This is a genomic window from Geomonas oryzae, assembly GCF_004117875.1.
Lineage (GTDB): Bacteria > Desulfobacterota > Desulfuromonadia > Geobacterales > Geobacteraceae > Geomonas > Geomonas oryzae.
Genome location: NZ_RAHW01000005.1, coordinates 279116 through 291601, shown reverse-complemented (window position 1 = coordinate 291601; position 12486 = coordinate 279116). Strand labels below are relative to the sequence as shown.

Sequence of the window (12486 nt, the reverse complement as noted above, 5' to 3'; positions counted from 1 at the left end):
GGAGCAATGGGAGCTATGGACTTGTGGGAGGCCTGGGAATCATGGGACACCCGCATCGTCCATTGTCCATCGTCAATTGTCAATTGTTCACTGTCTCTACGGCAGCATCTTGCCCGGATTAAGGATGTTGTTCGGGTCGAGGGCGCTCTTGATCGCCTTCATGGCGGTTATCTGCTCGGCGTTAAGCTCCATCGGTATGTAGGGCTGCTTCGCAAGCCCCACGCCGTGCTCGCCGGACATGGTGCCGCCCAGGTCGAGCGCCGCCTGGAACACTTCCTTGATCGCCTCGTGCGCCTTCTCTAACTGCCCCGGCACGCTCTTGTCGATCATGATGTTCACGTGGATGTTGCCGTCGCCTGCGTGCCCGAAGTTGACGATGGGGATGTCGTAGAGCTTCTGGATCGCCTCGATGCGCCGGATCACGTCGGGTACCTTGCTTCTGGGCACCACGATGTCCTCGTTGAACTTGTCCGGGTTCACGTCGCGCAGGGACGGGGAGACCAGGCGGCGCACCTTCCAGAGTTCCTCGCTCTCGGCGGCGTCCTTCGCCACCCTGAACTGCACGAGCCCGAGGGGCTCGATCAGCTTGTGGATCTCTCCTGCCTGCTTCTCGATCAGGTCGCGGTCGCCGTCCACCTCGATCAGGAGCACCGCCCGCGCGGTGTCGGGCATGCCGAGGTTGAAGCGGCGCTCGACGCAGGTGAGCGTCGGATGGTCCATGAATTCCAGCGTGGTCGGGATGATCTTGTTCTTGATGATCGTCGACACCGCGCGCGCCGCACCGTCGATGGAGTCGAAGACGGTGAGCATGGTTTTCTTGGCGTCGGGGTAGGGAAGGAGCTTGAAGATGATCTTGGTGATCACGCCGAGCGTTCCTTCCGAGCCGCACAGGAGTTTGGTCAGGTCGTAACCGACGACACCCTTCACCGTCTCGCCCCCGGTGCGGATGATCGCGCCGGTCGGGAGCACCACTTCGAGCCCCATCACGAAGTCCTTGGTGACGCCGTATTTGACGGCACGCGGGCCGCCGGCGCATTCGGCGACGTTCCCCCCCAGGGTAGAGAACTTGAGGGAAGCGGGATCGGGCGGGTAGAAAAGCCCGAGCTTCTCGACCGCCATCTGGAACGCCTCGGTGACGACACCCGGCTCGACTTCCGCCACCAGGTTGTCGGTGTCGATCCTGAGGATGCGGTTCATCCTCGTGGTGACGAGTACGATACCCCCCCCCTTCGGGAGGGCGCCTCCGGTGAAGCCGCTGCCGGCACCGCGCGGGAAGACCGGGAGCTTCAGTTCGTTGGCGAGCTTGAGGATCTTCGAGACCTCTTCGGCGCTGTCAGGATGCACCACGGCGTCGGGAAGGAACTCCATCTGGGTCGCGTCATAGCCGTAGCAGATGAGGTCCTGGGTTCCGGTGGCGATGTTCTCTGCACCGACGATATCTGTCAATTGCTTCAATACGCTTGCGTCTAGCATTCAAGATTTCCTTTCGTTCATAGCTCCTCCCGACTGTGGTGTGGAAGCCGAGAGGGGGATTTCATTTTCTAAATATTCAGCACGGGCAGTACCGTTCCCCCTGCCGGGATCACGTACGCCTTGAATCGTTCCGGGAGCATGGGGCGTGCGACGTCGAGCGCCGCATCAAGCGTCGCGGCCGGAATCATCCCCATGGTGTGCACCTCTTCATCGGGCAGGACGGAGACGAGCACGATGCGGAAGCGCTCCGCTTTCTCCTTCACCGACCAAGCCGTCTGTCCGTTGATCTCGTAGCGTTTCCTGAGGGCGGACTCCAGTTCGGCGCAGGTGTCGTAGCCGAACCAGTTGAAAAAGGTGGCGTTGCCGTAGCCGTCGCGGCACTCGGCCAAAAGGATCATGACCCCGCCCGGCTTGAGCGCCCGGCTCGCGTATGCCATCGACTTGTGGGCCTGGATAAGGTTGATGTCCTTGGGAAAGCCGCCGCAGGAAACCACCACGAGGTCCGCTTGTTCAGCGATGGGGGCCGAGAAGGTCTCGGCGTAGAAACGGCATCCGGCGCCGTGGGCCTCGCGCCAGTCTCCGGCGAAGGCGGCGATGATCTCCTTGTCGCCGCCCAGCACGGTGTTGAGGATGAAACTCGGAGGCCGCATGGCGCACGCCTCAAGCATCGCCTCGTGCACCGGATTCCCCTCCAGGTTTCCGGTCACGGCCTTGGGATGCCGGCCGCTACCCTCGTCCGGGTTCAGGACCGAAAAATGGCTCGCCATGCAGCTTTTGCGGCTGGACACGCCTGGGAGCATGCTCTTGCGGCCGCCGCCAAACCCGGCGAAGTAGTGAAAGGTAACGGCTCCGGTCAGGATGAGCCGGTCCGCTTCGGCGACGCGCCGGTTGATTTCGACGGGAACGCCGCGCGAGGTGTCGCCCAGGTAAACGAGTTCGCCGGGGTCGTCGCAGTCGTGGTCGGTGACCCGGATCCGGCCGTAGAGCTCGCCGACGATCCTCTTGTGCTCCGCCGCGGTCTGCTTGCGGTGTATCCCGAGTGCGACGACGATCTCGATGTCGCGGTCCCTGATTCCGGCGGCGTTCAGTCTGGAGACAAGCAAGGGGAGGTAGATATCGCTTCCGGTGGGGCGGGTGACGTCTGAGGTGACGATCACCACCCTCTCGCCCGGGGCGAAGTCCGCGAGAATCCCGGCGCAGGCATCAAGCGCACGCTCGACCAACTCGGCCGGCGTTCCCTCTGGAGTGCAGGGGCGGGGGCGCAGCACGGAAAGGACGTGTTCCGGAGCAAGATGCAAAGGATAGCTGTGATCGCCGCATTTAAGATCAAGCATCGGGTTATGATACATATTCGACCTCCGTTAAGCAACTGTTTACCGGATCCTGTTATTGGATAAGGAACTGAAGTGACTGGCATAGATACGGCCATGGCGATTGTGTTGGAAGCGAAGGGGGACTGGCACCTGCGGAGCCAGTCCCATTTGCATCGTTCCCACGCTCCAGCGTGGGAACGCAATCGTGAGACGCTCCTGCGTCCGGTTCGGCGGGGCGCTAGCGCATTCAAAGGATTCGTTCCCAAGAAAACGGAATCTACGTAGACCGCAGCGAAGTATACGCAATCGCGATAAGCGAGTCTTAAGAATGCGGCCCGTTGGAGTATGAATTAGATTGACAAAATGGGGCGTTTTCGATAACAATCACCCGTTTTTGTCACCGTATTTAGAAGGCACGCCTTTTCTTGAGGCATATCTAAATAGGAGGAATTTTTTCAATGGAACAGTATGCAGTAGTCTTCGCCCTGGTCTGTGCCGCGGCAGCAGTCGCCTACGGCCTGATTTCGGCCCAGTGGATCCTGGGGCTCCCCCAGGGCAACGAGCGGATGAAGCAGATCGCTTCCGCGATCCAGGAAGGCGCCGGCGCCTACATGAAACGTCAGTACACCATCATCGCGGTGGTGGGCGTCGCCATGTTCGTGGCCCTCTTCGCCTCCCTCGGTTGGAAGACCGCAGTCGGCTTCCTGGTCGGCGCCGTGTTCTCCGGCCTCACCGGCTTCATCGGGATGTTCGTCTCGGTGCGCGCCAACGTTAGGACCACCGAGGCTGCCAAGTCCGGCATCCACAAGGCTCTCAACGTTGCCTTCAAAGGCGGCGCCATCACCGGCATGCTCGTCGTTGGTCTGGGCCTTCTGGGCGTTGCCGGCTACTACATGTTCCTCCAGCAGATCATGCCGGGCGCACCGGTCAAGGAAGTTGTCGGCCAGCTGGTCGGCCTTGGCTTCGGCGGCTCGCTGATCTCCATCTTCGCCCGTCTGGGCGGCGGTATCTTCACCAAGGGCGCTGACGTCGGCGCCGACCTCGTGGGCAAAGTCGAAGCAGGCATCCCCGAGGACGACCCGCGCAACCCGGCCGTCATCGCCGACAACGTGGGCGACAACGTCGGCGACTGCGCCGGCATGGCCGCCGACCTTTTCGAGACCTACGCCGTTACCCTGATCGCCGCCATGCTGCTCGGCGCCATCAGCTTCGGCAACCCGGGTGCCGTCAGCTACCCGCTGATCCTGGGCGGCATCTCCATCGTCGCCTCCATCATCGGCACCTACTTCGTCAAGCTGGGCGCTTCCGGCAAGATCATGGGCGCCCTCTACAAGGGCCTCATCGCCTCCGGCGTGATCGCGTGCATCGCCTTCTACTTCGTCACCGTGCAGATGTTCCCGCAGGGGCTTGCCGAGGCCAACGGTGCGGTCATCTCCGCGACCAACATCTTCATCTCCGCCATCGTCGGCCTCGTCGTCACCGGTGCCATCTTCTGGATCACCGAGTACTACACCTCCACCGAGTACGCTCCGGTCAAGCACATCGCCGAAGCATCCAAGACCGGCCACGCCACCAACATCATCGCCGGTCTCGGCGTCTCCATGAAGGCGACCGCCCTTCCGGTCATCGTGATCTCCGCGGGCATCATCGTGGCGGCTAACTGCGCAGGCGTGTACGGCATCGCCATCGCCGCGGTCTCCATGCTCTCCCTGACCGGTATCGTCGTCGCCATGGACGCTTACGGTCCGATCACCGACAACGCCGGCGGCATCGCCGAGATGGCTGAACTCGATGACTCCGTCCGCGCCGTTACCGACCCGCTCGACGCGGTCGGCAACACCACCAAGGCGGTCACCAAGGGCTACGCGATCGGCTCCGCCGGTCTCGCCGCCATCATCCTGTTCACCTCCTACGTTCAGGAGCTGACCATCGCCGACAAGACCTTCTCCCTCTCCGATCCGAAGATCATCGTCGGTCTCTTCATCGGCGGCATGCTCCCCTACTACTTCGCCGCTATGTGCATGGAAGCCGTCGGCAAAGCAGGCGGCGCGGTCGTCGACGAAGTCCGTCGCCAGTTCCGCACCATCAAGGGGATCATGGAAGGTACCGGCAAGCCGGACTACGCTTCCTGCGTCGATATCGTGACCAAGACCGCTCTCAAAGAGATGGTCGTTCCGGGCCTCATCCCCATCCTCGCCCCGATCATCGTCGGCTTCACCCTCGGGCCGAAGGCTCTGGGCGGCGTCATCGTCGGCTCCATCGTCACCGGTATCTTCGTTGCTATCTCCATGACCACCGGCGGCGGCGCATGGGACAACGCGAAGAAGTACATCGAGGACGGCTACCACGGCGGCAAAGGTAGCGAAGCCCACAAGGCTGCCGTTACCGGCGACACCGTAGGCGACCCGTACAAGGACACCGCCGGCCCGGCGGTCAACCCGATGATCAAGATCATCAACATCGTGTCGCTGCTCATCGTTCCGCTGCTGAACAAGATGTAGCACCGGCTTTTGCTGAAGCGAAAAAGGCGTCCCGGATTTCCGGGGCGCCTTTTTTATTGGTCCTCCTCCGGCGTCGACCGGCGCCATCGGTGCGACTGGCGCTTTGCGCATGGGAAATCGCCCCATCTGGGCGCACTAGCGTTGTGTGGGTACGAATAAGCTTGTTTTCCACGAAATAAGCTTATCGACCGACGGAATAAGCTTATCTGCCGTGGAATAAGCTTATTTGCCATGGAATAAGCTTATCTGCGGTGGAATAAGCTTATTCGCGGCCAAATAAGCTTATTCTGGGGGGCAATAAGCTTATTCGTGCAGCAATAACGTTATTGCGACGAGAATAGTGTTATTTGTGGCGGAATAGTGCTATTTGGCTGGAGATAGGCTTATCCGGCCGAGATGCGTCCGCCTGCCGGTATGGGCCTGTTTGTTGGTGGGGTGGTCGCGTCGCGCGGTGAGGGTGCATGGGAACCTGCGCTACGTGGCTGGACCGAAACCTGTTGTTCTAGGCTTGCGGCTGGTACCCTTCAATCTTCTCGCAGGGGACTTCTCCTTTGCTCCGCCCCCTCTTCAGTAGTTCCTGGTGAAAACCGTCCTCACCAAGCTTTCTCCTCATCCCCTCCAGGTAAAGCCACTCGTATTTCTGCGCGGCATCTTCCCAGGTGAACCTCTTCGCCATGGCGTTTTGCCGCAATACCTTGATCCCCTCCGGATCATGGTACCAGGTGTGCACGGCCCAGCCGACCGTGTCGAACAGCGCTCCCGCGTCGAGGTTCCAGAACTTGAACCCGTCGCCGGTGCGCCGGGCGGCGTCGAAGTTGTCGACCGAGTCATCCAACCCGCCAGTCGCGCGCACTATGGGAAGGGTGCCGTAGCGCATGCTGTACATCTGGTTCAGCCCGCACGGCTCGAAGGCCGATGGCATCAGGAAGAAGTCGCAACCGGCCTCGATCCTGTGGGCAAGAGCGTTGTCGTAGCCGATGCGGCAGGCGAAGCGATCGGCACGTTTTGCCGCCATCCCGCCGAAATAGAAGTGCGCCCACGGCTCTCCGGCCCCCAAAAGAACCAGCTGGATGTCGAGGTCGAGAAGGCGCGGCAGCGCTTCGGCCAGGACATCGATCCCCTTCTGCTTCACCAGGCGCGACACCATGCCGATGAGCGGGACGTCTGCGCGCTCGGGAAGCCCCAGCGAGCGCTGCAGCTCCCGCTTGCACACCTTTTTGCCGGTCATGTCGGAGGCGCCGTAGTTGGCCGGAAGCAGTCTGTCGTCTTCCGGGTTCCACTCGCCGTAATCGACACCGTTCAGGATGCCGGAGAGCACGCCGGCGCGCTCCCGTACCACCCCCTCCAGCCCCCAGCCGTACGCCTCGGTCTGGATCTCCCGTGCGTATCCCTCGCTCACCGTGTTAAGCAGCGTCGCGTGGTAAATCCCTCCTTTAAGGAGGTTCACCTGGTTCTCCTTCTCCAGCTCGAGGAAGTTGAAGTGCTCCCAGCCGATGCCGAGGACGTCCATGGCCCCCTCGTAGAAGCTCCCCTGGTGCTGCATGTTGTGGATGGTGAGAAGGGACGCGGCCCGGCCGAGGTGATGGTCGTGGCGGTACCAGGTGTTCATGAGTACCGGGACGGCTGCGGTGTGCCAGTCGTGGGCGTGCACGACATCCGGGGTGAACTGGATCATCTTGCAGATTTCCAGGCCTGCCTTGGAGAGGAAGATGAAGCGGTTGTCGTTGTCCAGGTACCCCTGGTTGTCCGTTTCGTACAAAGAGTCGCGCCCGTAGAAGCTTTCATGCTCCAGGAAGTAGATGGGCACGTCGGAGCCGGGCATCCTCCCCTCGTACACGCCGCAGTACATGTTGCCGATGATCCCCATGGGGACCGTGAGGGTCCCCGGAAGCAGGCGCAGCCCGTAACGCTCCCGGTCCACCTTGTAGTAGCGCGGCATGACCACGCGCACGTCGTGTCCGCGCGCCGCCAGGTAACGGGGGAGGGCGCCGACCACGTCGGCTAAGCCCCCTTCCTTCGCGAAGGGGACGGCTTCTGAGGCGGTGATGAGGATGTTCAGGCGCATGGCATCGGCTCCGGGTGCTGGTATCGTGTCGGCTTGAGCCTTCCAAAAATACCAGAACGCGGAGGCCGGCGCAATGAAGTAGTGTTAATTATTCCGACGCCGTTTCTCGTTCGGCCGCACGCAGTGCCGCCACTCGAGCCGCTGCCGGCGGATGGCTGTAGTAGAACCATGCGTAGAAGGGATGCGGATGCAGGTTGGAGAGGTTTTCCTTGGAGAGCTTGACGAGGGCGGAGGCGAGCGCACCGGGCGTGCCTGAGAGCGCGGCGGCGAAACGGTCCGCCTCCCACTCGTTGCGGCGCGAAAGCCATGCCCCGAGCGGAGTGAGCGGGAAGGAGACGAGTGAGAACAAAAAGCTCACCATGAGGATCTGCGCCATGAAGGACGCCTCCCCCAGCTCGAAGAGCGTGGGAAGCCCGCCCCATGCAAGCAACTGGTGCACCAGGAAAAAGAGCGCGAGCGCCCCCGCCTCCATGAGCACCAGCCGTTTCCAGATGTGTCCCTTTTTCCAGTGTCCGGCCTCGTGCGCGAGGATGGCGAGCACCTCGGGGCGGTCCATCTGCTCGAGAAGCGTGTCGTACAGCACGATCCTTTTCACCCTGCCGATGCCGGTGAAGTAGGCGTTGGAGTGGAGGCTGCGGCGCGAGGCGTCCATCTGCTGTACGTCCTTCACGTGCAGGCCGGCTCTCTCGAGCATCCCCCGGATCTCCCCGGCAAGTTCCTCGTCCTTCAAAGGCTCGAACTTCGAGAAGAGCGGCTCGATGAGGTACGGCGAGATGTAGATCATCGTGATGGAAAAGAGAGCGAAGAAGGCCCAGACCCAGAGCCACCAAAGATCGGGGGAGTGTTCGACGAGAAGAAGGGCCGCCGAGATGACGATGCCGGTAATGACCGAAGAGATCAGGGTAGACTTGAAAAAGTCGGAGAGCCAGATGCGGGCCGTTGTGGTGTTGAAACCGAAGCTTCTCTCCAGCCGGAAGGTGCGGTAAAGCGAGAAGGGGATCTCGAGGACCTCCTGCACCAGGGTGAGCACCAGCATGAAGAGAACACCGCGCAAAAGGAAGGAGCCGGTCAACGACCCGATCCAGGCATCGTATAGCGGCAGCAGCGGGGTGAACATGAAGAGCAGTAAAAATGCGCTGTCGAAGATGGACTCGATGAGCGCGAGCCTGCTCTGCGCGAAGGTGTAGCGGGACGATTTCGCCAGGGCGTCCGCGTCGATCGCACCCTCGAACCCCTCCGGGACCGTGGCGCCGTAGCGCTTCAGGTGGCTCAGGTTCATAAAGCGCAGCAGGCATACGGCGGCGAAGCGGCAGAAGTAGAGTGCTATCAGTAGCGATGTGGTCGACATGGTCTGTATCCCTGTCCCTGGTCCCGGAAAGATTTTGTCCACGATCAAAAAAGGCCCTCCGCGAAACGGAGGGCCTTTGCCGGTGCATGTGGCGAGAGACGTTACTTCATCACGATACCCTTCTCGATGATCGCGTTGTAGCGGTAGCCGCCGCCGAAGTCCTTGTCCTTGGCGAGGGTGCCGGTGACGGTGATGATATCCCCTTCTTCGGCGTTGTCGTTGGTGGTCACCACGAGGTCGTTGGTTTTTTTGCTGTCGCTGCCGGTGCCGTCCTGCAGATGCACCCAGTTCCTGTTCATGATGGAGGCTGCGACCTTGACGACCTGGCCGCGCACCACCACCTGCTTGCCGTCCAGGGCGGCGCGCTTGGAGAAGATCTCCTCGACGGTGTAGGCGTTGGCGCCGTTTGCTTTTTCAACCTTGATCTTGTCGCCGGGGGCGGCCTTCTTCGCCTCCTTCTGGGTGGGCTTGGCTGCGGCTGCGGCAACGTCCGGTGCGCTGCAGAACAGGATGGTGTCGAACTTGCGGTTCAGCGTCTTGCTCTGGAAGTTGGTCATCGGCATGCAGTTGTGGAAAGAGAGGTTCTCGCCCACGCGGGTCTCGAGGACCGGATAGGCAACCCAGGTCTTGGTGCCGTCGGATTCGAGGTTGGCGTAGGTATACCCGCCGGAGTTCATGGTTTCGACGACCTTGCCGGCCGCGTTCGGGTTCGCTTCCGGGGTGCCCGGAGCAGGGGTCCCCGCCATCATCATGCTGTGCCCGCTCTTCTGCACGGACTTGGTGATGGCCTCGACTTTCTGCGCCTTTGCATCGGATGCGGCGGGGGCGGTGGCCGCTTCGACTTTGGTATCCGCCTTTTCAGGCGCCTTGGGTGCGTCTGCACAGGTCCCAGCGACGGGCAGTGCCAGGGTTACGAGGACCGACATAATAGTTGAATAACGCTTCATTGAAAGACTCCCCGATCGAGATGCCGCGCAAGCGGCGCAAAACTGCAGCTTTGCGCCGCGTACCATAGCAGCTTCACCGTAAAATAGCAATTCGTTAGTTTTCGCTTAATGTATTCACTATTGCCTGGTGATCACGAGGCTGTCCCCGCCGGGAGCCAGATCGACCCGGACCACGTCGCCGGGGCCGAATTTTCCTTCCAGCAGCATGAGGGCCAGCGGGTCCTGGATCTTGCGCTGCAGCGCACGCTTCAGCGGACGGGCGCCGTAGGCGGGATCGTACCCTTCGCGCGCCAGGAATTCCTTGGCCTGATCGGTGACGTCGAGAACGATGCTCCTTTCCTCGAGACGCCGGACGAGGGCGTTCAACTGGATCGAGACGATTTCCTTGATCCGCTCGAGCGGCAGGGCGTGGTAGATGACGATCTCGTCCACCCGGTTCAGGAATTCCGGCTTGAATGCCTCCCTGAGCGTCTCCATCACCTCGCTTTGCATCCTCGCATAGTCGGTGGCGCCGTACTGCTGGATCCACTGCGAACCCAGGTTGCTGGTCATGATGATCACCGAGTTTTTGAAATCGACCGTCCTCCCCTGGCCGTCGGTGAGCCGCCCGTCGTCGAGGATCTGCAGGAAGACGTTGAACACCTCCGGGTGGGCCTTCTCGATCTCGTCGAAGAGCACGATGCAGTAGGGGCGACGCCGTACCGCCTCGGTCAGCTGTCCACCCTCTTCGTACCCGACGTATCCCGGCGGAGCGCCGATGAGACGGGCGACGGTGTGCTTCTCCTGGTATTCGCTCATGTCGATGCGCACGATGGCCTGGTCGTCGTCGAACAGAAACGATGCGAGCGCCCGCGCCGTCTCGGTCTTGCCGACGCCGGTGGGACCCAGGAATATGAAGGAGCCGATCGGGCGGTTCGGGTCGGAGAGACCGCTTCGCGCGCGGCGCACCGCGTTGGCTACGAGGGTGAGCGCCTCGTCCTGGCCTACGACCCGGCTTTTCAGGCGCTCTTCCATGCGCACGAGTTTCTCGCTTTCCGTCTCCAGCATGCGGTTCACCGGGATGCCGGTCCACTTGGCGACCACCTCGGCCACCATCTCGGCGTCGACCTCCTCGGGGAGCATCTTCCCTTCCTTCTGGATCGCCTCGAGGGTGAGCCGCTTGTCCTCCATCTCCTTCTCGAGAGCCGGGATCTCGCCGTAGCGGATCTCCGCGGTGCGTGCGAGAAGCCCGTCGCGCTCGGCGCGTTTCGCCTCCTCCACCTTCTCTTCCCTGCGCTCCTTGAGATCGCCCAACTCCTTCAGAATGCTGGTTTCCCGCTGCCAGTGGTCATGCAGTTCGGCGGATTGTTCTTTGAGAGCGGTGAGCTCCTCTTCCAGCTTTTTCAGACGGTCCAGCGCCTTCGCGTCCTTCTCGCGCAGCATGGCCTGGCGCTCGATCTCCAGCTGGATGACGCGCCGGTCGATCTCGTCTATTTCCGTAGGTTTCGAATCGATCTCGATCCTGAGCCGGGACGCCGCCTCGTCGATGAGGTCGATCGCCTTGTCCGGGAGGAAACGGTCCGTGATGTAGCGATCCGAGAGGGTCGCCGCGGCGATGATCGCCGAGTCCTTGATGCGGATCTTGTGGTAGTTCTCGTACTTCTCCTTGAGGCCGCGCAGGATGGAGATGGTTTCCTCGACGCTCGGCTCCCCGGCGTAGACCTGCTGGAAGCGCCGCTCCAGTGCCGCGTCCTTTTCGATGTGCTTTCGGTACTCGTTCAGCGTCGTGGCGCCGATGCAGTGCAGCTCGCCGCGGGCAAGGGCGGGCTTCAGCATGTTGGAGGCGTCCATGGCGCCTTCGGCCGCTCCCGCACCGACTAAAGTGTGCATCTCGTCGATGAATAGTATGATCCTCCCCTCCGAGCGGGCCACCTCCTTGATGACCGCCTTCAGCCGCTCCTCGAACTCGCCGCGGTACTTGGCCCCCGCGATGAGCGCCCCCATGTCCAGCGCCATGATGACCTTGTCCTTCAGCGTCTCGGGGACGTCGCCCGAGACGATGCGCTGGGCGAGCCCTTCGGCGATGGCGGTCTTGCCGACGCCCGGCTCGCCGATCAGGACCGGGTTGTTCTTGGTCCGGCGCGACAGCACCTGGAGCACGCGGCGGATCTCGTCGTCGCGGCCGATCACCGGGTCGAGTTTCCCCTGGCGGGCAAGCTCGGTGAGGTCGCGGCAGTATTTGGCGAGCGCCTGGTATTTCTGTTCCGGGTCCTGCTCGTTGACCGCCTCGCCGCCGCGCAGTTCCTTGAGCGCGGTGAGGATGCCGTCGCGGGTCACCCCGTTCTGGCTCAAGAGCCTTCCGCTCGGGGTGTCCTTGGACGCGACGAGCGCCAGCAAAAGGTGCTCGGTCGAGACGAAGGCGTCGTGCATGCCGTCCGCTTCCTTCTGGGCCTGATCGAGGATGCGGTTCAAAGCCGCGGAGAGCCCGACCTGCGCGCCGCCGGTCACCTTGGGGAGGCGTTTGAGCGCTTCGTCCACGCTTTCACGCAGGCGCGGCAGCGGAGCGCCGATCTTCTTGATGAGGTCGGGGACGAAGCCCCCTTCCTGGTCGATCAGGGCGAGCAGAAGGTGCTCGGCTTCTATGCCGGGAGCGGACATGGCGAGGGCGTTTTCGTGCGCCGTGGCGATCGCTTCCTGGGTCTTTACGGTCATTTTTTCGGGTCTAATCATGGGGTTGCCTCCTAAGTCTTTAAAGAAGATAGGGAGGCGAGTGTAGTGTGTCAAGGCGGGGCGCCGCTTTTAACTGCCGTCGCCGGCGGGCGGGCCGTGTAGTTCTCCCCGCGCCAAGGCTTGTAGTGCG

7 protein-coding genes are annotated in these 12486 nt (G+C 62.0%); 1 reads left to right on the top strand and 6 read right to left on the bottom strand.

What is annotated here, in order from left to right; translation table 11 throughout:
* Positions 1-96: 96 nt before the first annotated feature.
* Entirely contained in the window at positions 97-1473 is a 1377-nt protein-coding gene (locus D6Z24_RS14380) for an FAD-binding oxidoreductase (RefSeq protein WP_129127290.1), read from the bottom strand.
* Positions 1474-1541: 68 nt separating this feature from the next.
* Positions 1542-2822 (bottom strand): lactate racemase domain-containing protein, encoded by a 1281-nt coding sequence (locus D6Z24_RS14375; protein WP_129127289.1) that lies wholly within the window; start codon positions 2820-2822, stop codon positions 1542-1544.
* 422 nt (positions 2823-3244) lie between these two features.
* On the opposite strand from D6Z24_RS14375, the gene D6Z24_RS14370 reads away from it, so the two are divergent.
* The gene (locus tag D6Z24_RS14370) at positions 3245-5287 is read left to right on the top strand and encodes a sodium-translocating pyrophosphatase (RefSeq protein ID WP_129127288.1); all 2043 of its coding nucleotides are present in this window, start codon (positions 3245-3247) and stop codon (positions 5285-5287) included.
* Between the two features lie 502 nt (positions 5288-5789).
* Here D6Z24_RS14370 and glgA read toward each other — a convergent pair.
* The 4 genes from glgA to clpB form a co-directional block, all read right to left on the bottom strand.
* Positions 5790-7352: a glycogen synthase GlgA gene (glgA, locus tag D6Z24_RS14365; RefSeq protein WP_129127287.1), complete on the bottom strand. Its 1563-nt coding sequence runs from the start codon at positions 7350-7352 to the stop codon at positions 5790-5792.
* Positions 7353-7440: 88 nt separating this feature from the next.
* Positions 7441-8700, bottom strand: coding sequence for a M48 family metallopeptidase (locus tag D6Z24_RS14360; protein ID WP_129127286.1), 1260 nt, complete (start codon positions 8698-8700; stop codon positions 7441-7443).
* Between the two features lie 101 nt (positions 8701-8801).
* Positions 8802-9647, bottom strand: a complete 846-nt coding sequence (locus D6Z24_RS14355; protein ID WP_129127285.1) for a DNA-binding protein — start codon at positions 9645-9647, stop codon at positions 8802-8804.
* A 117-nt stretch (positions 9648-9764) separates the two neighbouring features.
* On the bottom strand, positions 9765-12356 hold the full coding sequence (gene clpB / locus D6Z24_RS14350) for an ATP-dependent chaperone ClpB (protein ID WP_129127284.1): 2592 nt from the start codon (positions 12354-12356) through the stop codon (positions 9765-9767).
* Positions 12357-12486 lie beyond the last annotated feature (130 nt).